Annotated in this window: 12 protein-coding genes; 6 read left to right on the forward strand and 6 right to left on the reverse strand. The window is 42.0% G+C overall.

The genetic code is table 11. The features are described 5' to 3' along the window. Positions 1-128 precede the first annotated feature (128 nt). Genes thiC through thiH form a run of 4 tightly spaced genes read left to right on the forward strand, consistent with a single transcriptional unit; the run spans position 129 to position 4182 of the window. Positions 129-2060 (forward strand): phosphomethylpyrimidine synthase ThiC, encoded by a 1932-nt coding sequence (gene thiC / locus KHS79_RS16020; protein ID WP_212720276.1) that lies wholly within the window; start codon positions 129-131, stop codon positions 2058-2060. Then, positions 2057-2269 carry a sulfur carrier protein ThiS gene (thiS, locus tag KHS79_RS16025; RefSeq protein WP_212720277.1) on the forward strand — a complete coding sequence of 71 codons (213 nt, stop codon included), beginning with the start codon at positions 2057-2059 and terminating at the stop codon, positions 2267-2269. The genes thiC and thiS overlap by 4 nt, the downstream gene beginning before the upstream one ends. A 24-nt stretch (positions 2270-2293) precedes the next feature. Beyond that, positions 2294-3064 carry a thiazole synthase gene (locus KHS79_RS16030; protein WP_212720278.1) on the forward strand — a complete coding sequence of 257 codons (771 nt, stop codon included), beginning with the start codon at positions 2294-2296 and terminating at the stop codon, positions 3062-3064. Further along, a complete protein-coding gene (thiH, locus tag KHS79_RS16035; RefSeq protein WP_212720279.1) occupies positions 3061-4182 on the forward strand; it encodes a 2-iminoacetate synthase ThiH in 1122 nt (373 codons plus the stop codon). Before KHS79_RS16030 ends, thiH begins: the two co-directional genes overlap by 4 nt. Positions 4183-4344: 162 nt before the next feature. Here the strand turns inward: thiH and KHS79_RS16040 are convergent, their stop codons facing one another. The 5 genes from KHS79_RS16040 to KHS79_RS16060 form a co-directional block, all read right to left on the reverse strand. Next, positions 4345-4701, reverse strand: a complete 357-nt coding sequence (locus tag KHS79_RS16040) for a DUF2845 domain-containing protein (protein ID WP_212720280.1) — start codon at positions 4699-4701, stop codon at positions 4345-4347. A gap of 44 nt (positions 4702-4745) precedes the next feature. Then, the gene (locus KHS79_RS16045) at positions 4746-5243 is read right to left on the reverse strand and encodes a hypothetical protein (protein WP_212720282.1); all 498 of its coding nucleotides are present in this window, start codon (positions 5241-5243) and stop codon (positions 4746-4748) included. A gap of 132 nt (positions 5244-5375) precedes the next feature. Continuing rightward, on the reverse strand, positions 5376-5711 hold the full coding sequence (locus KHS79_RS16050) for a DUF2845 domain-containing protein (protein ID WP_094786254.1): 336 nt from the start codon (positions 5709-5711) through the stop codon (positions 5376-5378). A 297-nt stretch (positions 5712-6008) separates the two neighbouring features. Continuing rightward, complete coding sequence (locus KHS79_RS26140) at positions 6009-6731, reverse strand: transporter substrate-binding domain-containing protein (protein WP_212720283.1); 723 nt, start codon at positions 6729-6731, stop codon at positions 6009-6011. A 411-nt stretch (positions 6732-7142) separates the two neighbouring features. After that, positions 7143-7538, reverse strand: coding sequence for a hypothetical protein (locus KHS79_RS16060; RefSeq protein ID WP_027710195.1), 396 nt, complete (start codon positions 7536-7538; stop codon positions 7143-7145). Positions 7539-8099: 561 nt separating this feature from the next. On the opposite strand from KHS79_RS16060, the gene yghU reads away from it, so the two are divergent. Together yghU and KHS79_RS16070 are read left to right on the forward strand one after the other, a co-directional pair. Then, entirely contained in the window at positions 8100-8966 is an 867-nt protein-coding gene (gene yghU / locus KHS79_RS16065; protein ID WP_233468457.1) for a glutathione-dependent disulfide-bond oxidoreductase, read from the forward strand. A gap of 983 nt (positions 8967-9949) precedes the next feature. Beyond that, a complete protein-coding gene (locus KHS79_RS16070) occupies positions 9950-20953 on the forward strand; it encodes an alpha/beta fold hydrolase (protein ID WP_212720285.1) in 11004 nt (3667 codons plus the stop codon). A gap of 68 nt (positions 20954-21021) precedes the next feature. Here the strand turns inward: KHS79_RS16070 and KHS79_RS25935 are convergent. Then, positions 21022-23741 (reverse strand): glycosyl hydrolase family 18 protein (locus KHS79_RS25935; protein ID WP_233468458.1); only part of this gene is annotated, 2720 nt, incomplete at its 5' end.

A 23741-nucleotide genomic window follows, 5' to 3' on the forward strand; every position in this document is an offset into this window, starting at 1 on the left:
TCATGGCTTTCGTGCAGTGCTTTCAGTAGTTCACCTGTTGGGCTGTTGAACTGGTTACCAAAACTCTCCCTCTGTTTACTCACGACAAGCAATCACAAACTATATCCATTGTGGACGTGTGAGTGCTTATGTCTAGAAATGAAAGTCGCCAAAAAGCGCAAGATTTTATTAATCAGCTTAGTTGCCAGCCATTTCCAAATTCAGAAAAGATATATATTACTGGCAGCCAAGATAATATTCGCGTTGCTATGCGTCAGATTAAGCTGGCTGATACATTAGCTGGGGGTACAAAGGCTAATCCAAGCTACGAATCTAACCCACCTGTTCCCGTTTATGATACATCAGGGCCATATACTGATCCCTCTGCGACAATTGATGTGCATAAGGGAATAGCTTCGTTGCGTAAATGCTGGATAGAGTCTCGAAATGACACAGAGGAGCTGACGAGGGTATCTTCTCATTATGCACAACAACGTCTGGCTGATGGACAGTTAGAGCATTTACGGTTTGGTTGTTTACCAAAGCCTAAAAAAGCAAAACCTGGTGCTAATGTTACCCAAATGCATTATGCCCGTAAGGGAATTATTACACCTGAAATGGAATATATTGCTATTCGTGAAAATATGGGGCGCGAGCGGGTGCGTAGTGCAGTGCTTAAAAAGCAGCATCCTGGCCAGCATTTTGGTGCAAATTTACCTGAAAATATAACTCCTGAATTTGTACGACAGGAAGTGGCTGAAGGACGAGCTATTATTCCTGCCAATATAAACCACCCAGAATCAGAGCCTATGATCATTGGGCGAAACTTTTTGGTTAAAGTGAATGCCAACATTGGCAACTCGGCTGTGACCTCATCCATTGAAGAAGAAGTTGAAAAACTGGTTTGGGCGACGCGCTGGGGAGCTGATACCGTCATGGATTTATCAACTGGGCGAAATATCCATGAGACGCGGGAATGGATTTTACGTAATTCACCTGTTCCTATTGGCACTGTGCCGATATACCAAGCACTTGAAAAAGTAAAAGGGATTGCTGAAGACCTAAGTTGGGATGTTTTTCGTGATACGTTAATTGAACAAGCAGAGCAGGGTGTAGATTATTTTACTATACATGCCGGTGTATTGTTGCGCTACGTACCTATGACAGCAGAACGTTTAACAGGTATTGTATCTCGTGGCGGCTCTATTATGGCGAAGTGGTGTTTATCCCATCATAAAGAAAACTTTGCTTATACTCACTTCGAAGAAATTTGTGAAATTTGTAAGGCTTATGATGTATCACTTTCGCTTGGTGATGGCTTGCGACCTGGCTCAGTTGCTGATGCGAATGACGAGGCGCAGTTTGCTGAACTTAAAACCCTTGGCGAACTAACAAAAATAGCTTGGCGGCATGATGTTCAGGTTATTATTGAAGGCCCAGGCCATATTCCAATGCATATGATTAAAGAAAATATGGATTTGCAATTGGAACATTGCCATGAAGCACCTTTTTACACATTAGGCCCTTTAGTAACTGATATTGCACCAGGATATGATCATATAACCTCAGGCGTAGGAGCTGCGTTAATCGGTTGGTATGGATGTGCCATGTTATGCTACGTCACACCCAAGGAGCATTTAGGTTTACCCAATAAGGATGATGTAAAAACAGGGATGATTACCTACAAGATTGCAGCACATGCCGCTGACTTGGCAAAAGGACATCCTGGTGCGCAAATACGTGATAATGCAATGTCTAAAGCGCGTTTTGAATTTCGTTGGGAAGATCAGTTCAATTTAGCGTTAGATCCTGATACAGCGCGTGCTTTTCATGATGAAACACTGCCGCAAGCTTCGGGTAAATTAGCTCACTTTTGTTCGATGTGTGGTCCAAAATTCTGTTCTATGAAAATCTCACAGGATGTGCGTGACTATGCTGCAGAGCAGAAACAACAAGGCATTAAAATCCAGCTTCTTGATGAAGAGATGATTGTGGATGCTGAACAAGGTATGCAGCAAAAGTCTGCTGAGTTTAAAGCCAGTGGTGCTGAAATATACCAGTTAATGGAAGCACAAGAATGACCAAGAAGCTGAATATTAGTGTAAATGATGTACCTCGTCAGTTATACAATCCTTGTAGCATTATAGAGTTACTGGTTTTGCTTGAGCAGCCAGAGAAAGGTGTTGCTGTAGCCATTAATACCAACATTATTTGTCGTAGCCAGTGGCGGCAGTATCAGTTACAAGAAAATGACCAGGTTGTAGTGTTTAAGGCTATTGCTGGTGGTTAAGGTGAAAAGGGCTAAGGTGTAAATATGTTAAAAATAGCGAATAAAACTTTTAGCTCTCGATTATTTACGGGAACCGGTAAATTTAATGATAAAACAACCATGGTTGCAGCATTACAAGCATCAGGCTCCGAAATGGTGACCATGGCATTGAAGCGGGTTGATTTGCAAAATAAAGACGATGATATTTTGCAGCCGCTGATCGCTAATAACATGCATTTATTACCAAACACGTCTGGTGCTCGTACCGCAAAAGATGCTATTTTTGCGGCTAAATTAGCACGAGAAGCACTGGAAACTCACTGGATAAAGCTGGAAATACACCCAGACCCACGGTACTTATTGCCTGATCCCGTAGAGACGTTATCTGCTGCAGAACAGTTGGTTAAAGAAGGTTTTGTGGTATTGCCGTATATTCATGCAGACCCTGTTTTATGTAAGCGGTTGGAAAGTGTGGGTGTTGCGGCTGTTATGCCTCTGGGATCACCTATTGGCTCTAATCAAGGGCTTAAAACGAAAGCGTTTTTAGAGATTATTATTGAGCAGTCCAATGTCCCTGTCATTATTGATGCGGGATTAGGAACGCCAAGTCATGCTGCGTCTGCAATGGAAATGGGGGCTGATGCTGTTTTAGTGAATACGGCAATTGCTGTAGCACCCGACCCAGTCGTGATGAGTCGTGCATTTGCATTAGCGGTACAGGCAGGGCGAATGGCATTTGAAACTGGGCTGGCAGGACAACAACAGCAAGCACAGGCTTCAAGCCCATTAACTGCTTTTTTAGAGGATGTCGGATGAGTTTTTACGACTATCTACTGCAAGTTAATTGGGATGAGTGTCGGCTCTCTATTCGTAGTAAAAGCAAGACAGATGTAGAGTGTGCTTTGTCTCGCCAGCGACTAACACTTAATGACTTTCAGGCGCTAATTTCACCTGCAGCTGAACCTTACCTGGAGCAGATGGCTCAGCGGAGTATGCAATTAACTCGGCAGCGTTTTGGCAATACGTTGCAAATGTATATTCCATTATACCTATCGAATCTTTGTTCGAATATTTGTACTTATTGTGGCTTTTCCATTCATAATAAAATTCGCCGCACAACTTTAACCTTGCCACAACTGAATGCAGAAATTGCTGCGGTAAAAAAAATGGGGTTCGATCATGTGCTATTGGTTACAGGAGAATCGGAGTACCGCGTAGGCATTGACTATTTTCGTAAAATAATCAAACACGTGAAATCTCAATTTGCACATCTTTCCATGGAGGTTCAACCTTTAGACCAACATGAATATGAAGAGCTGATTGGTTTAGGACTGGATGCTGTGCTGGTATATCAGGAGACTTATAACCCTGTTACTTATGCCGCACATCATTTAAAAGGAAAGAAACAAGATTTTCGTTATCGGCTGGAAACCGCAGATCGCTTAGGAAAGGCTGGAGTCTACAAAATAGGGATTGGCGCATTAATTGGTTTAGATGACTGGCGAACAGACAGTTACCATGTTGCAATGCATTTAGATTATTTGCAACGATCATACTGGCAAACCAAATATTCGATTTCATTTCCTCGCTTGCGTCCTTGTGCAGGAGAATTTCAACCAAAATCAATCATGACAGATCGTCAATTGTTGCAACTGATTTGTGCCTACCGTTTGTTTAATCCTGATGTTGAGTTATCATTGTCAACAAGAGAGTCTGCGCACTTTAGAAATAATGTTCTCCCATTGGGTATTACCAGCTTAAGTGCAGGTTCAAGCACACAGCCTGGAGGTTATACTGATGAAAGGACGTTAGCATTGAAACAGTTCGAGATTTCTGATGATCGTCCACCAGAACAAATGGAAGAAATAATTAAACTAAAAGGTTTAGAGGTGGTATGGAAGGACTGGGATCGTAGTTTAAATGCTTCGTTTTAGGGCCTGTTAACAGGCCCTAGAAGAGGGTTTGTAACAGGGTAATGGCTGACAGCTTCTCCTATTTAAAAGGGGAGGCTATAATTGGATTTTTTTGTGAAATAGGCGCTAAAGGCACCTATTTTAAATATATTATTGGTGATGTGTACGGATATAATTAATAGTTTAATAACGTTTTCCAGTATTTATCTCTTGTAATATACCATTGTCATTAAAAATAAGGTGTTTGTAAAAAGAGCCAGGTTTACCATAGGTCCATTGTTCAACAGTGTAATAAAGCTTTAGACCTTTTTTGAGCCGGTATTGAAGTGGTTTTGAAAGCTTTTCAGGGTCGCCTTTGTAATGCCATTCACGTTCTATAAACTCTTTTGTAATGGGTGCACCGCATTTTTGTATTATAGTACTCTTATCATCTTGAACTTTTACCAAGTTGCTGCCACAGCGCATCATCGTTGAAGCGCTGTATGCGTTATAAGAATGAGTTAATAGTAAAAAAACTAAACTTAATAAGTATTTATTCATTTTAAATGCTCTTGTTGTATACCACAGCGAAAGGTATATACCTTTCAGTAAGGCAGTAACATATAAACGGTAGCAATGAATGCAGATGATAGGGGGCTAATGCCTTTTACAATAGCATCGGGTTTATTCTGTTGATTCCCTGATAACCAAATCCAGCCATTTCTATTGATTTTAGCATTGGGAATATTAGACTGATTGTTTTGTAGCCATATTTCACCTGCAGCATTGATAGTTGCATCTGGCTTTTGATTAATACCTTTATTAATCCAGAGTTTGCCATCCTTTTTTATAATGATGTCAGAACCCATTGAGTAATGATTCTTAAGTTTTTTTGTTTCATTATCTACAATAATGGCATTAGGTATTGAACTTGTATTTGAGTTAAGCCAAAGCTGGCCATTATCTAAGATAACGGCGTCAGGCATTTTCGATTGATTTTGGCTTTTCCAAATGTATTCGGCGGAAAAGGCTGTATTCGTCAAAATTAGCAAAAAAGTAAGTTGTAATATTATTTTGCTATTGAGATGTTTAGTATTAATCATAGTTTTAATCTTTACGTATATTTAAAATCAATGATCTTACTTTTTTCTATTTAATAATATGTTTAAAGTCTGTTAGTAATTGGTCAATATACTGTTAATTAATTATTAAAGGGTTTTTACTCTAGGGCTCATCTAGTTAATTTTCCAGCGGCCCCCGGTTTGAACACTGCGAACTTGACCATTATGGAAAATGACATACTTGTATAAATCACCTTTTTTGCCATAAGTCCATCGGGTTACAACTTCTTCACTAATACGTACTCTAGTGCCTGTATTATTTAAGTCGTGTTCTTCTGCTACTGTGCCAAGGTTTTCCTTTAGAATTGGTTCTCCACATATATTAAGTACTTCAATTGTACTTTCACCACCTTTGATTAAATATTGACCGCAACGTAAGCTATCTGCATGACTGGTTTGCATAAAAAAGAGTATTGGAGAAAAAAATAAAAACAATAATCGTATATTCATTAGCTAACTCTTTTATTGTAAAAATTTATACTAACATTTGATCTGGCCTTAATCTATAGCGAATATTAATAATTAATTATTATATTTTGATAAGAGTTTAAATGAATTGTTAATGGATGATGAGGGGTTGAAAAATTATTTATAAGTTTTCCCTTAAACGCATTTTTTATGCGAATTTGTTTAAAGATAGTATAATGCTTGTTGAACACATTAATTTATGCATTACATTGGCAGCGTAATCTATACTCATCGCAAACTATTATTATTTGAACTTACCTTGGAATAATAAAGGGTTTATTATTGAATTGAGTAGTACTGACTACGAATTATTGACTCTACGCGTTTATACGTCCCATCCTTCTTCATTGTTTTTAATGTGGCGGCTATTGGAGCTACGAGTTTAACATGTTTCATGTTCAAGTAGGTAAATACATCGATTTTTAACAAAGTATGAATATAAAATTCAGTTTGAAAGTCTGGATTGTAGGTTATTTCTTCAATAAAGTAGTCAGAAGTGATCAGGTTATCGATTCGTTTTTTATTTAAGAGTTTAAAAAGGGAAGGGTAAGTTGATATGGTATGAATATTAGGTACATTTTTTTCAAGCACTCGAATACCTTTTAATACACCATTCCTATATGGCTTCAAGTCGTTGTAATGAGTAAAGTTTGATATAGGGTTGTGATTTACTATAAAAACAGGAACCTCTAGTATTGGCTCCGGTATTGGCACAAGGTTACCGGTAATTTCAGGATCGATTTGTTTAAGGTTCGCGACCCTTAACACCTCACCATCGCCTTCAGAGTTGGCTCGGGATATACTTCGTCTGTATGCTTCCAGAATAAAAATGGTATGGTAGTGATTTTGCTTAAATGCTTCTTCAAGAATTGCTTGAGCAAGTTTTATGTCAGGGGTATCAAATGATGTGAAAAAGCGAAGTGTTTGAGGTGCTCCAAACAACTTTGAGCTTAACAATAATAGAGTGAATAACCAACAATATATTGTATTAATTTTATGCACTTTATTAATTCACTTTATTTGATTCTTTTTTGTTACTTATAAAAATTATACGATTATTGATCTACCATGCTTAACTTTTTTAAAAGACGACTTTTAAGCATAGAGGTTTAAACCGTTCATGTAAGAGGTACTTTTAACTGATATATACCCTTCACAAATGATTTCTAGGTTTTATTATCTTCACTCCTCACCCCAATTACCTATTAATATAGGCTTATGGGTCTTCGTCAATGGATGGCCGCACCTTAAAACCATTCGTATTGGGTATAGGTATGAGTATAGTGGAATAATATAAAAAAATAGGTATTTGTAATGCGTAACTAATGGTAGTACTTCAGTGGATAAGCACTACCAAGATAGAGAGAGGTATTAACCTCTCTCTATTAGCTTTCTAACTTAGTATTATGGTGATTAGAATAAAGCAAGAACACACTGACCAAGACGTTGGTCGTACTCTCCTATGCCACTGCAGTCACAGTAGCTGGGGTAGCCAACAGGGTTGAGATCTCGGGTGCAGGCCCGATTGGGTGGAACTTGGATAGAGCAAGAGCTTTTTATTGAGCGTTTATCAAATCCTTTATGTGTCGCTTCAGAGAGATTATCGATAATACAGTAGCCCACCTTGGCATCATAGCGATAACCTTCATCACATGTACAAATACTGGAGTTTCCACAGGGGTTTATGTCCATTGTGCATATACCGCTAGGGCGTTTGACTGCAGCTTTATCTGAGTCAGCCATTGCCTGGATGGGAGAGAGAAGCGCTATCATTGTTGCGATGCAGGCACTTTTTAATAAAGTATTCATTGTCATTTCCTTGCGTTTTTATGTTTTTAGAATGCCACCTAAAAAAGCGAAATTGCCAGGCTTATTTTAAGTAATGCTTAAAAGTCAACATTTGGTCATGTACGCTTATTTGGTGGAAAATTATACACATAGTTAAGGATGTGTATTTTAAGTTCCCTTTCCGTGTACTATAGTTTTGCGTGCAAATTTATACAACAAATAATGCATAGTTTAATATGACGCTAGTCAATTATATGAATTAAACAATTAAAATTTTGTGAGTGATAATCATAGCAGTTTCAGAAAGCTGTTTTTTGGCTAATTAATCGTTTCCATTCTGTTTATTATTCCGTCAAATAGCCATCTTTCTTATATAAAAATCAAATTTGTCGAGAAAAGTATATGCTTAACGAGTAGTGCATTATGGCGAGGGGCTAGTTAATTATTGATCTGGTTTATTTTTGAACGACAAAAATAGATAAAAGTAAAAAGATGTTTATTAGACTTACCAGAAATAGACGAGTGGGGCGAGAATCTATTAGGCTATTACTCTATAGATGATCATCAATCAGGGCTTTAATAATGGCTGAGTCTTATATACCCCCAAAAGTTTGGCAGTGGAATAAAGAAAATGGCGGAGCATTCGCTAACATAAATAGACCGGTAGCAGGTGCCACCCATGAGAAAGACCTGCCTGTGGGAGAGCACCCCTTACAGCTGTACTCATTAGCGACACCTAATGGTGTTAAAGTAACCATTATGCTGGAGGAATTATTAGAAAAAGGTTTTAATGAGGCTGAGTACGATGCTCACCTTATCAGGATAACCGAGGGTGAGCAGTTTAGCTCAGGTTTTGTCCAAGTTAATCCTAATTCAAAGATACCGGCACTTTTGGATCAGAGCGTTGATCCTGCTATTAGGGTCTTTGAGTCGGGGGCTATTTTACTTTATCTTGCTGAAAAGTTTGGTGCTTTTCTTCCTCAAGCTGCAGCACAGCGTACAGAGTGTTTATCCTGGTTATTTTGGCAAATGGGAAGTGCACCTTTGTTAGGTGGAGGGTTTGGTCATTTCTTTGCTTATGCGCCAGAAAAATATGAGTACCCAATTAACCGTTACACAATGGAAGTGAAAAGACAACTGGATGTGCTTGACCGTCAGCTTGCAGAACACCAATTTATTAGTGGTCAAGATTACACCATAGCAGATATGGCGATTTGGCCTTGGTATGGCGCATTGGTTAAGAATACAGTTTATGACGCAGCGGAATTTCTTGATGCTCAAATCTACACCAATGTGTTACGTTGGGCTGATGAAATTGGTGCGCGTTCTGCGGTAAAAAGAGGGCGAATGGTTAATCGGACATGGGGTGAGTTAAACGAACAGCTTCATGAGCGGCATGATGCTAGTGATTTTGATAACAAAACCCAGGACAAACTTGAGGATATATAGTAGCGCTCTGTAAAGATTGTGCTTTGTACTCTACCTCAATCATTTTTTAAGTATACGTCTGTTGTACTTTAATGTTTGCCAATGGCCAACAAAGGTTGGATAACGCCTGTCGGACTGTTTGCCGCAAGGAAGCGGCAATCAACCGTCCAGGGATGGATTTACGGTGTGTTCGACAGGAGGGATTCAGCACTTTGGTGAAAGTGCGTCTGAAAATAGTTTTTTTTTAAATGGAGTTATATGTAGTGGTACCTTGGTTTTAGTTTTGGTTTTCGATAGTCTCACCTGAAAATAATTCTTATCGGCTATATATTTCTATTAATAAAAATAAATAAAAAAATTGTTAAAACAAATTGATGATATAATTAAAAGTTAACAGTATATGAAATTATTTTAAAATCAATTTAATGGATATTAAAATAGTCGCATCATGATTACTTTTGCTTATAGATAAGATTAAATAAAGTAATTTGTATTGTTTGGCATATTATGCGTTAATGCATTCACCAAAATTTATTGGGTTGTATTAGATTGTATCGGGCTATTATATGGCAAATCTAAAAGTACCTCTTAATAATGGTAGAGGATTTAGCCTCCTTTCATGAATTATTGTTAGCTCAGAATTAATAGCTGTATTAATACCGTTTTTTACAGTGTGTATCTGAAATGTACCGTCTATTGCCTCTAATAATGTATTGAAAAAATGCATATATTTAATGCTTATCTAAAACTATTCCATGAAGGTGATATTTTTGAGTGCAATGGCTTTTAGTTAATAGCGTATGAGCATGAGCTCTATTTAATTAATCGCGTTTAAATTTGGTAGGGCACGAAAAGAATTCGAACTATCTTCGGTCATGATGTGATGTTTATTACATGGAGTGTAATTTGAGAGGCCCTTTAGGGCTTCTTGCAACAGTACAGGTATATCCATAGGTCATTATTTTTAATAACGCTAATTGATAGGTTAAGAGAGCCTGATAATAATGGACACTGTTTCAACTCCAGAAGTTAATGAAACGTCTACAAACAAGCAAAGCCTAACATTGAGTCAACGAGCTAGATATGTCGCTTCAGTTTATAACCGTCTTGCTCAGGGTACTAACTCAAATCAATTTAATGGAGTGATAACGCCTGGGTTTCCAGTACCCAATAATGAACAGCTTGCATCATTAGACTTATCAGCAGCAAAACAGGCCGTTGCTGATAATATAAACTCGGTGTTAGCAAAAAAGAAATCAAGTGGTCATCAGGTACCGGAACAGTTAGATGCTGATGCCGCAAATAAATTGGCTGATTTATTTGTAGAAGCAACCGTTAAACAAGATTATGCCAAACGAGCAGAGCTGATAGAAGCCGTTGAAGCACTGGGCATTGATTTTAAGCCAAAAGGCGAAGGGGATAGCTTACTGGCATTTTGGTCTGGAGATTACTCTGGTTATCGATATATCTTGAATCAGAAGCTGGCAGACAGTGGCAAAAGTGTAGCAATAGACTTTGATGTGACAGGGCTTGATTTTATCCATGCATTGCGTAGCGAGCTATCACGCTATTCCAGAACACTTCCAGAAGACTCTGTTATTAGGCACTCGATTCAAGCCGGTATGGATACCCTGTCGGCTTATTTAAGCTCAGTCTATGCGACAGGTGTTGAAGGAACAGCTTACGCACTATCGCCAAATGGTCTTAAACTTAATAATTATTTTTGGCTGGTTGAGCTACCGGTACTTAGGCAATTACAAAAAGATGGTTATGTAAGTGATGTAAAAGTCCTGTTTAAAAAATTGGATGAATATTTTGATAAACCGTTGAGTGAGATAGGTACACCTATTTCCGATCCGGAAGTGCCTCTGCAGGTACAAATACAACGGTTACCTGAATGGTTACAAGCGTTTGGAACTGCGCGTAAGTTACAGCAGGATGCAAATAAATTACTGGTTCCGAAATTAGATGAATTAAAAGCAGCTATTGAAGAGTATGTGAATACCCATGGCGACTCCAGAAAATCAAGAGCGCTGACTAGGGTGGGTAACGAGATTGATGCTTACATAAACAGGCTGTCTTCTCTTACTAAACAGACGTCTACTGAACAAATGGAATATTGGTATGAGTTTATTAAGCAAAGAAATAAAACGGGAGGGAATCCTAATCTAGAATCGGTAAAACAATTAACATCTTCTGCTACTGTTTTGGGTTTATTCCAGGGGGAAAGCTTCAAGAAAATTATTCAGCTACTTGATGAAATCCATACGAGTTCGAAGAAAATTTATATACCAGAGCCTCATGATATTATTGACCTTGGTGTTAACGGTGACTTTATTAATCAAGCGGCGGATACATTGAGGCATAATTTACTACCGTTAAATTTATTACGTAATGAGTGGCAGGCAACCGTTAGCCATGATATAGCCTCAGGAAAAGTCACACTGATGCTCGAAAATGGTCAAGCGGTTGAATTACAGGTTGATACTTCTGCTGACCAGCGTAAGCAAATAGCCACTTTGCAACGATATATATTGGCTAATTTCGACCAAAACTCATTGCCCGCTGTATTGGAAATTGCAGGTGACCAAATCATCCAAACAGGTAGAGAGGGAACTGCAACTATAGTCGCCCAGCGTATTGCTGGAGAATGGCTATCCTCTGACCTAGTTGAGCGTCGCAACAATGCGAATAACATTGCCAATCAACCTGAAACTTCCTCTCCCATAGTATCAAGTGAAACAGGAGAAAATCATTTAGAAAGTAACTTAGATACCATTTGGGGCGATGTACCCGATAGGGGACAGTTGATAGAGCAAGCGACAGTTTTTGGAGAGGCACAAGGTGAGCGTTATCGATCAATTTTGACGACACTTGATTTACTGTGGCAACAGCAAGGTGTTGATCGTATTACAACAGCGTTTGATCTGTATAAGCAGGCTGGTGAGTATATTATTGAGCACCCTGACTCTAAGCGCAATGCAGCCATTCAGGTTTTACGTGATCGACTTGTTGAGGTTATTAATAAGGCACAAGCAGGTGAAGTCGGTCTGCAAGGGCAGGTAGATGCCGTAAAAGCACAGTTAAATACTCTAGAAAAAGACTGGGTTGAAGCAGGAAGTTCTGCAGGACAAAACACTGATAAACAAACAACGACAGATGATTTGGTTAATCAGAAACAAAGCTCGTTCAGTGACTTATATGATCAGCTCCGAGGTGCTTCAAATAAAGATAAACACCTTTACTTTGATAGCACAAACGGTTTGCACACCAATGGTTTTCAAGGTTTATTCAATACACTGACTGAAGAACAGAAAACTGCTCGTCAATTACAACGAGAGACGGCTTTTGCTCAAGTGAGAGCCTTAGTGACTGCGGAATATGGTGAAGCTGTTGCTGATAAAGTATTTAGTGAGTTGACCGCAGAAACACTATCTCATGATGGCAATGGCATTGATATTCGAGGTTTAAAGCAAGTACACCTGGCTATAGAACGTCAGTTATCACCAACCAGTGCCACATTATTTGTCTGGTTGCCTCATGGTGAAAATGTAGGACATGCAGCCTTGGGTATTGGCCAAGGTCGTGTGCAGTTATCTTCGGCAGAAACCAAGCCCTTCCTGCAAAGTCAATATGTGAGCTGGTGGCCGGAAGCTAATGATGCAGGGCCTTTTGGTTTTTTATTTACTTCCTTTAATGCGTCACCTCATGATGATTTAACAACAGATATTGCTCATGAGGAAGAAGAGAATCTTTTTAGAGGCTTAAGTGATCGAGATTTGGAAAGGCTAAAACGTGCGCGTCGATTTAATCCAGAATTACTTAATTTTTCGCGCAAAGATGCACAGGAACTTCTTGCTTTAGGTGATGAGGCTGTTTTAGAAAAAGCCAGAGAAAAAGGAGTTCCCAAATCGGTTGTAAAAACATTTCTTGAAAAAAGAAAAGATCCTCAATTAAAAACGAATCAGCTAGTGAATGGTCTGGTTAAATCAGTTGAGCAGTTTATTCAGAAAGCACGTGTAAATAATCCCAAACTGGTTAATTTTTCTGTAGCTGAAGCAACTTATCTGCTTACCGATCCATTAGCAGAAAAGACAATGGCTGGGTTTGGTATACCCGATGAAATAGCCAGGTTTTATTTAGCGCAATGGAATGATGTAAGTAGTGACCAACAAGAAGTTATTAACAGCTTTGTTGATGCTGTTCAAGCTGATGCACGTCGTATTCTTACTGACGCGGATATTGAGGCTGACGTTAATAACCTGCTTACAGTACTTCAGCAGCAGTATAATCACGCAATAAATGACTCCAAAAATACCGCTTATGCAGACAGCGATGGTGTTTTTGAGGATGGACGTGTTATCCGCATTAATTTAGAAGGCTTGGATGTGAATGCAATGCAGCGGGAGTGGCAGAGCATTCGCAGTCAACCTGATGCTAAATACCAACTTCTGAGTAAAAACTGTTCAACCATGGTTGCCAGAGTGTTGAAGGCTGGTGGTGCTGAAAAAATTATTGGTAGGGCTTGGCGTCCATTGGGTGGAATTTGGCGCCCTCGAGAAATATTTAATTTTGCTCAGCATTTGCAACAAGCTCAGCTTGATAAGTTGGCTGCTCAGGGGGGAGAGGATAGTCAACGGCTACCATCCGGCTTAGCGGGTTCCGTCGCATTAACCAATGACAATACCCCTGTTAATAATCCTGCTGCGTCACTTAGTCCATTAAAACGTTTTTTCAATAATGAACTATTTGGCCGCTTAAATGAGCGCCGACAGCTTAATCCTCATACGCGTCGAGTGTTGTCACAAGCCGTTGCTGACGGTACTTCGGAAGCGGTTACGCTCGCGGGTGAAGCTGGTCGCTTAGTAGGCTATTACCACAAGGCTGAAAGCTCCCCGGCAGCAGACAAAAAAGTTGTGCTCTTTTTGCATGGTTCGGGCGACTCTGGGGACTCTCAGGCTGAGCAAATACGTACTAAGTATCAACAGCAAGGCATGGACATACTGGCGGTAAACTTTCGAGGCTATGGCGATAGTGATGGTGCTCCCAGTGAGGCTGGGTTATACCAGGATGCGCGGACTATGTTGAAATACCTGATGAATGATCGTGGTATTAGTCCAGCCAATATTATTGTCCACGGCTACTCTATGGGTGCCCCCGTTGCTGCTGATTTAGCACGTGTTGCTGCTGAACAGGGGTTACCCGTTGGCCAATTGCTATTAGATCGCCCTATGCCCAGTATGAGCAAAGCGATTACTGCGTTTGGTATAGCCAACCCTCGTGGCATAACAGGAGCACTGGCGAAAGCAGTTAATGGCCAGTTTAGTGTGCAGAAAAACCTCGCAGGGCTACCTAAAGATACCCCTATTGTGCTGGTGACGGATAGTGAAGATATCGGTAATGCAGGTGAAGTGCTGCGCCTGAAGCTGGTACAAGATGGGTACAATGTCACTGGAGAGCAACTCAATGTTACCCATGAAGATAACAGGGGGGCTATTAGTGAGCTATTCGACAAGCAGCTGTTAAATAACAACAACACGGCTTCTGTCGATCCACAAGCAGAAAACGCATCTGGTTTGGTTCGTGGCTATTTGGCGCAGTGGCAACATAACCAGCAAATGATTGATCAGTTTCAACAACGTTTGGTGGAAGTGAATCCTGATCTGCAGTGGCGTCCTGCACCTCAATCTGTATTGAGTATTGATGTCGAAGCAAGTCATCGTAATGGGTTGTGTGTGGCTATTGCCACCGTTTGGGCACAAGCCAGCTATCTGGACAGTCAGGATGGCGGCAGTCGAGCGCAATTCTTACTGGATAATCTGTTTACTGTGGGTGCTATTCGTAGTCAGGCGTTAGCAGGTCCTATATCCGACCATGATGCTGCAGTGGCACAGCAATTTCTGGATACCCTCAGCCAAATTAATACCGGACAAACGACAGATTCCGTTCTACCTGGCATAAGTCGTAGTTTGGGTGAATTAAATCTAACCGAGCTAACCGGGCAAATCAGTGAACGTTTTCCGGTGGGTACAACGGGTACCGAAACCTATTTATTAAGTACTCGCAACCATACTATAGCTGTCGTGGTTAGTGCCTCAGAACAAGGGTTTTCGATTCAGCTGAATGATCCAACAGTGGGTGCTGTAACGGGTATTTCAAGTCCCCAACAGTTGCAATCTGTTTTACAAAAGCATTTAGTAGATCTCAGTGATGCGTACTTATTTACTTCGGATAAATTATTAGTCGAGCAGGTGGATCAAACGAAACTGGCGAGTAGTGACATCAGTAACAAGCTGCAACCACAGTTTAATCCGATCACCACAACTATAGACCAACTGCGTACACAAGATGCTGAGTTAGGAAAAGTCACGTTAGATGATCAGCAATTTAGCCGTGTTGACTTGTACCGTTTAGGTACGCTGGTTGATGGTAAACCAATTGATGCCAGTACCAATTTAACGGATAGCAAAACCTTACAACAAATAACATTCCGTCATGATCAGCTCCAGGCGTTTATCAAGGGGCAGGATGGAGCGATGGTGACTAAGGTTTATAACTTAACCGCGTTTATTGCCAGTCAACACGTTGCGGCAGGTAAATCAGCTGATGTCATTGTTGATACTGCTAATAAAGATCACTGGCTACTGGAACAGCGCCAGCAACTCAATGTCACCAGCCAGGTATTTGCTCAAGCCAAGCATGCACTTGGTATGGCAAGAGCCAGTAGCTTAGACGTCTCATTAGCTCCTGCGGCACACAGTAAAACGTCTTCACTCGGGGATGTGCTTGTACTCGCTCAAACTCAGGCAACAGGTGATGTAAGTACATTACTGGATAACCGTAACAAGGCTGCCTTTATTCGAGAACTGGTTGAACAGGGTAATGCTTCTGCGGCTGAAAAAAACCAGCTTCAACAATTAGACGACGCGAGACGTCGGTTACTGGCCTTGGATAGTAATAACCCTCAACTACGTAGTGAAGCTGAAGCACTGAGTATTCACCAGGTCACTGAACGTTTCAGCTCGGGGCAAGATCTTACCCAAATCTTAAAAGGAGGGAGCCAACACTTCTTGGTATCCAGACAGGCGGGTGCTCTGTCATTTTATGATCCCTCGGTAGGTTGGTTTTCCGGCTTTGAAGATCATCATGCCCTCGAATCATTTATGACTGATTATTTTTCTGGTCAGTTTAAGTTGCAGTCAGGTATGGCAGAGGCCAGCTTCAAAACGAGCACCCTGGCCCCCGCATTTTTTGAGCAACCGGAAGCGGTAGATGCGGCTAACACGTTACAGCAATCTGTATCTACTGAACTCGATAAGCTGGCACAGTTAGATGTCCAAAAAGGCCCATTAATCGTAGAAGGTAAACCCATCAGCCGAGTGAGTTTATGGCAAATGGGTGCCAGAATTAATGGCGAGCCTGTTACGGAAAACAGTTTTGTGGACGGCTGGAAGCGTAATTTAAGCTTTGATCCTGCAGTACTTAAACAACATTTACGCACAGCTGCTGATGCAGAATTTAGCAATAGCCTGCAAACTTTAGAGCGCTTAGCAAAAGCGGAAGGTATCAGGCCAGTTAACTTACTAGATGATGAAGGTGTTTCTCGTCGTTTAAATGCAGCGCTGCAAAGCCTTGATCAGCCAAATGTGCCGCTAAACACCCAAAGGCTTAATAGTTTACGTAGTAAGCTGGGTGGGCGACTTACCCTGGCTCCGGGCACAAAGACCAAAGTAGCGGGTGCAGGCCTTCAACTTTTTGGGCTTTATTCAGGCTTCAAGGCAGCTGATGACGCATTTGCTAAAGGTGATTTGACTGAAGGCTTTGTGCAAGTAGGTGCAATTACGGCCGAGCTAGCATCAATACCTCTGGAAATTGTGCTGGATAAAGCACTGCCCAAACTGGGCCAAAGACTCATATCTTACTCTGCAGCACGCAGTTCGGGACGTTTTGCCGCCCTTGGTAGAAACCTGGGTGTAGGGTTGAGCCGGGGAGCTAGTGCCGCTGCTGGCCTAGTAACATTGCCCTTTGATATTTACAGTGCTTACACCGCGTTCACAAAAGCGGGAGAGGCGGGGCTTACTGATAAGCAGCGTCAAGACTTGTACTTCCAAGGGGGTATAAGTGTCGCAGGCGCTACTATTTCATTGGGGCTGGGTGTCGCCGCACTTTTTAGTGCTTCAGCCGCGACAGTTGCTGGCCCAATTGGGATTGCTGCGGCTGTCGTGCTTATTGGTATATCTCAAGGTTATACTGCAGCACGACGTGTAGAAGACTTGAAAGAGTATGTTGAAGTCAGTGAAATTCGTGCAGTTTGGGAAGGAACGCGTGTCTTCTTTGGATCTGATTTTACCCAAGGTACTCATGACAAACTGAAATTAAACCAAGCGAAAGCCAGTTACTGGCTTAATGCTTTGGAGCATGCGCAAACGTTACTTGATAGTGAGTTGGGACAAACGATTGGTGCAGTAGTTACAGGTAATGCTGCAGCATCTATTGAAGTGTTTGAGCGTGTCAATGTTCAAGAGGAAAGTGGCTACGATACTCAGCGAGAGGCTGTACTAAGAAGTGGTGATGATGTGATTGATGCACGACAAGGCATTGACCATCTCCCAAATCAAGTAGAAACCAATAGCTTTATTACTACTGATCAGTACAAGCAGCTACAGGATGACTATAAGAAAACGCGGGGTGATGCTGAAGCACAAGCACTTGATGAGGCCACAGCACAAAAAGAACAGTTTGAGGCAATTATTCGCAATCAGATAAAACAGGGTAAACAGACGACTAACACGGTCTTCAGTGCTGACTTTACAGAAAACACCGAAAAGGGGGTGATGTTTAATTTGGGTGGTGGTAATGACTCAGCTTATGGAGTTACCGAACGCAAGAACATGTTTGTATTTAATGAAGGTGTCAAACAGCTTACTGGAGGAAACAAAGATGATACCTTCAGTTTTGCTGCTGACCTGGGCACCATTAAAAACTATGCCGCGAACCTTAATGATGATGGCACCTTGATAAATGATAAGCATCAAATCCAGTTCCACCTTGATGGTGGCGATGGTGAAGATACGCTGGTTTTGAGTGGTAAAACATTTAGTCGAGATTTCCGAGAGGAGGGGCCTGATAAGCGTTTTGGAGGCTATATTGTTGACTTGGCGGCAGGGAAAGTATGGCTGAGAAATCGTGGCCAAACCGGAGAGGCTGCAGTGGGTCCGCAAATTGGTAGTCTGGAGAGTATTGAGCACACCACGGGTTCTGGGGCTGGCTTACCAGAAGAGGCTATGAACTACGGTTATGACGATATTCTTTATGGCACAGAGGGCGTTAACACGCTTGTCGCGAATTTTGGCGATAAAGTCTTTGCCCGTGGAGGGGATGATGTCGTCACTATCACAGATTACGCTACGGTTGATGGTGGCGCAGGCAAAGATATTTATCTTGTTCAAAGAGGTGTCATCGATGCCAATATTGATGAAGACGGCAAAGATGTTAGCGTAATTCGCTTTGACTACTCGCTTTCTGAAATTGCTAGCTGGCATCGTCAAGGAACAAACTTAGTCATCACTTTTGTTCCAAAGCATGGAAGTCGTAATCGTACGTTGACCATTAATAAAGTTTATGAGGCTTCAGCAGAAGGCTTAATGCTTGTTAATAATCAACTTAGCTTCCAAACCCGTGATGGGTTTATGTTAACTCCGCAGTTAGCACAAACCGTTGGCTCGGAGAGCATTGATGAGCTGCAAGCCATCAAGCTGATCGCACGTTATCTAAAACCGGGTGACCAGGTTTATCGGGAAGATACTCATGGTGTCACGATTGACTTAGAAGAAAACCGCATTGACGGTGAAAACTTAATTAATGCGGCCAATGAGTATGATAAAGACCCAACTAAAGTCCAAGGGCTATTTGAACTAAGTTCAACTCAGGCAAATGTTGATAGCCAGACACTCAATAGCCATGAAAACTACTTTGTTGCTAGAGGACAGGGTATCACGGTCGTTAATGGTGAATTACAAGCTGACCCTGCAACAACCCGCAAAACCTTTTACTTGGATTATGATGACAGTGAGATTTTATCTATTCAGACCCGCTACACACCAAATTTCTATAAGCATAGAAATGGATATTATCTGTTAGAGCGAAATGACTATGCCGTAGTCGTGACGATGAAAGATGGTCGTCAGTTGGTACTTAATAATGTGATTGATAATACAACGGATAATAGTAGTGGTGCTTACCTCTCAGGTGGTCAAACACAGTGGGATTTCACCTTAATTACCCGTGAAGGAATTGAATATAGCCTTAAAGATCAACAGAGAGGCACGTATTACAAGCCTTTTAGCTCTAAAGAGCTAAATACGGGGGATAAATACTCAGATAAAAATCATGAAGGTGAGCGTTTTATTGATACCCGAAGTCGGTTGCTTCAAACCGACCTTAAACTAACTCATTGGCAGTGGGGAGCTGGCCGTCACTTAAACAAGCAGTACCAGCTGACAGCTGAAGGTACCCTGCATGCAGATAAGCTCTATGGCAGTGATCAAGATGATATTCTGCGTGGCTATGGCGGCGCTGACTTTATGCAAGGGCGCGATGGGCACGACGCATATGTAGTCACTGGATTAGCCGAAGGCAATGTAACCATTAATAACTTAGCCTCTGATCAGAAGCTGGATAATTTAATTCTGACCGCCAGTATGGAAGATATTACTAGCCTGCGTCGGGGGAATGATTTAGTACTTACTGCTAAATTGCCACAACCTGCGGAGTCAGGTGAAGTTACTGTTATCACCCGGGAAATTACCCTGAAGCATTACTTTGTGGGTGATGTTTACCGCCACATTGCAATCACTACCGGTGATGGTCATCAGCAGGAGCTAGTGGTGAACGATTATGGTGAAATCAATCGATTAATTATGGTTGGGCCTGAAGCAGAAGCACCAGTGTGGGTCGAGAGTTTGCAAGCCAACTTAAGTAATCTGCAATTGGGTAGAGATGGCAATAACCTGCATGCGCTCATTATTGATCAAGGTAATGGCGCTAACAGTCGGGTAACAGAAGTTGTATTTACGGATTTCTATAGCGGTACTCAAGTTCAGAGGCCTTTTTCACTGGAGAATACCGCTGTAACCTTAGGAGGTAATGAACTATATCAGTTGGCTTCTCTTGCGATACCTCGAAACCAATTAACCATTGAGCCGGGCGTTGCTTCAGTGATTGATGGGGTCAATACGGTTAATGGTGAATTTATTGGCAGTAGTAAAGACGACTATGTTTCTCTTGTCAGGACTGACAACGTTAGTCGTATAGATTTGGCTGAGGGTAGAAACCGTTTAGATTTATCTCAGCTAGCCACTGAAAATTTCATGGGGGATGAGCTTGCGTTATATGCCAATTTAAATGATGGGGCACTCTATGTTAAGGGTAAAACCATTCAGCTGAATAATATCCAGCATATGGTGGGTACGCATATCAGTGATAGTCTAATGGGCAACCAGGAGAATAATATTCTGATAGGGGGTGATGGTAACGATCGCTTACATGGCACTGGAGGTTTTAATACGCTGATAGGTGGCCAAGGTGATGATACCATTCTCTCTGGTGTGGATGCTGATACCATTATCTTTAGTAAAGGCGATGGTAAAGATGTAATTCAGTCTGGCTACAGTGGTAATACAACAGGAGATATATTAAGGCTACAAGGGATAAGCCTCTATGATGTTCATTTCAGTATTGAGGAAAATGTACTGGGCTCTGCATTACGCATCACCTTTAAAAACCAGGACAGTGATGGTATTACCATAGAGAGCTGGGAGCAGAATGAAGCGTTTCATATTGCGACAGATGATGGTAGTGCTCTGGATCGACAGGGTATTGATCAGCTAGTGCAAGCGCTGGCTGGATTTGACTCTGCTGACTGGGCAAGTAGTGCGATGTCTGTTGATGATGCAGTAACAACGCATATGACCTCTGCATGGACAATTAGTCGTCCAGTGACCAGTTGATAATGTTGGTCGTATAAAAAAAGCAGCCGTAAGGCTGCTTTTTATTGAGAGCATAAAAAATACACTCACTAGTTTTTGGTATCGATAACCACATCATCAAAGAAGTGTTCAATACATTTTACGTAGTCACCTTGTTTGAATGCGCTAAAAGGTGTCTGGTAATTAACCAGTTTACACTTATAGCTTTTACCAGATGGTGTGCTAGGGTCCCAGCTCCAATCTTGTTCCCAATAAATATTGAGAGCACCACTGCCTTTCGTATCAAACCGCTTCATGTTGGCGCAGCCTAATACTTCATCATCTGCAATGGGCACCTTCAGGTACTGGGTGAATTGCTTGTAATAATTAATTCGGTTTTGTGATTGTCGGTGCTCTGTTGGACCACCACATTCAACACCACCATTAATTATTTGTGTGGTTACACCAAAACCATGCACTAAGCCACCTTCTTTATCATGGGCGTTGGGCTGCCAGGTGCCATTAATAACGTGGAACATGCTGGGTTTTGGAGGCTGAGGATAAACATAAAAGAATACAGCACTTGCCAGGTTTAACCATGTATCCGCCACTTTTTCAGGGTTATCGAGTAAGGTACGTACTGTGCCAAACATCGCTTCTGAAAAAGGTCCGTAATTGTAGTTATAACTTAGCTGTTTAGCCCCTCGGCCAAAGTAGCTTTTGTATTGACCATCCGCAAACTTACCACATGGCCAGGTTTTGCCCTGCCAAGTGTCTGGACTACATTCTGCGTTATAACCACCTCGCTTATCTTCGGTCCAGCCCATTTCTCGAACATAATGTAATCCTTGCCGCCACTCTGGTACATCCATATAAGCTTCATGGGCACCAGTTTCTTGAGTGAAGTGAGCAAACATGGTGGCCAGTGATTTACGACAGATAGCGTCTGCATCACGTCCATCATCGTAGTTACCACAGAATGCCGGGAATTTACCAATGGCTTTCAAAAAGTTGGTATAGGTATATTCTTTCGCCCGCTTGGGAAAAAGAAAATCCCAGCCATCACTGCCAATGATAGACTCCACACGTTTTACGTTTGCGGGGTTGGTGGCATTTCCTGGCGCAATTTTCTCGACCAGTTCATTATCAAGTGTTGCAATACTGGCTTTTACGTTTTTCATTAAGTCCGTGTTGGTTAGCTCAGCCTCTCTTGCTTTTAATTTACTGAGAGGAATGACGTAGCCATCACCGGGTTTTGGCTTATCTCCGTCTCCAGGTTTTGAGGGTGGAGTAGGCTTGTCTCCATCACCAGGCTTATCACCATCACCGGGCTTGTCACCGTCACCTGGTGGAGGGGGCGGAGGAATATCTCCATCATCGGGCTTGTCACCATCACCTGGTGGTGGGGGTGGAGGAATATCGCCATCACCGGGTTTGTCTCCATCTCCAGGCTTTGGTGGTTTTGGTTTGTCGCCATCATCAGGTGGTGTTGGCTTATTACCTTTTGCCTCCCAGGGTCCCCATTGATCTGCTCCTGGTTCATCGCCACGTGTCCACCATTTAGCTTGGTAAACCGTGTGCTGGTAACTGGCAAGATCACCTTTTACATACACTTTATCGGCTTGCCATGGGGTTGCATTACTAGGTGTATTGTCGTCTGGTTTGCCATTATCGCCTGGCTTATCACCATTGCCAGGTTTATCCGTATCGGGCTTGTCACCATCACCGGGTTTTGTCGGTGGTGGATTATCGCTGCCTTGAACCTGTTTCCACGGACCCCATTGATCTTTGCCGGGCTCATCGCCGCGGGTCCACCATTTAGCTTCATAGGTTTTGCTTTGATACGTTACCTGATCGCCTTTGGTATAGACTTGATCCGCTTGCCAGCTATTAGCCGGTGGTACAGGCTTATCACCGTCGTCACCAGGAGTATCATCACCTGGCGGTGGGGGTGGAGGAATATCACCATCACCTGGGTCTCCTGGTGGAGGGGGCGGAGGTGGAATATCATCATCGCCATCACCCGGTGGTGTGGGCGGCTTAGGTTTGTCACCGTCATCGGGTGGCGTGGGCGGCTCGGGTGGTTTGGGATTATCACCTGGCTTATTGCCTAGCCCTTCATGAATGGCTTTAAGAATATCACCGTTATCAGCATCTATTTCCCACGAAAATACCCCTGCTAAGCTATTGGCCGTGACATATTGGGCTTTGGCTTTCACTGAACGAGGATTGTCGTAAGTTATCAGTTCGCCTTTACTGGCATTCCATAAATAGGGGGCTTGTGCCGTATCATCATAAAAATACTTAAAGCCACTGGTGCCTTGACCATCGGTACCACCTAAGTACTTAGAGACGATATGCTTGTAGTCAATAACGCCAGGTTGCCAGGAACCTTTTATGGGTTTACCGTTAGTGCCTTCCCAGGGATTATTGTTCTGGCCACCTTTAATACCCGTCCAGCCTCGACCATACATCGCAGCACCCAGAACCAGTTTATTGCCTGGTAAGCCTGCCTGGGTGAGGTTTTGTACGGCATCATGGGCATTAAATTCAGGTACTTTTTCGTGAGGAGCGGCATATAACCCTGAATGATGACCAAGGGTACTGTCCCAAGCACCATAGAAGTCATAGGTCATAGCAAAAATGTAATCGACATAACCACTGACTTCAGCGTAATTAATGTTATCGATTTTTTTAGGACCAGCACTGGTTGCCGCAGTGAGCTGGTATTTTTTGCCGGTCTCTTGGCTTAACGCATCCAACGCCTGTCGTAAATCACGCATTAAGGCGGTAAAGGCAGCTTTGTCTTCAGGTGAACCCAGTTTGGGAT

The sequence above is a fragment of the Zooshikella ganghwensis genome, assembly GCF_018263875.1.
Taxonomy (GTDB): Bacteria; Pseudomonadota; Gammaproteobacteria; order Pseudomonadales; family Zooshikellaceae; genus Zooshikella; species Zooshikella ganghwensis.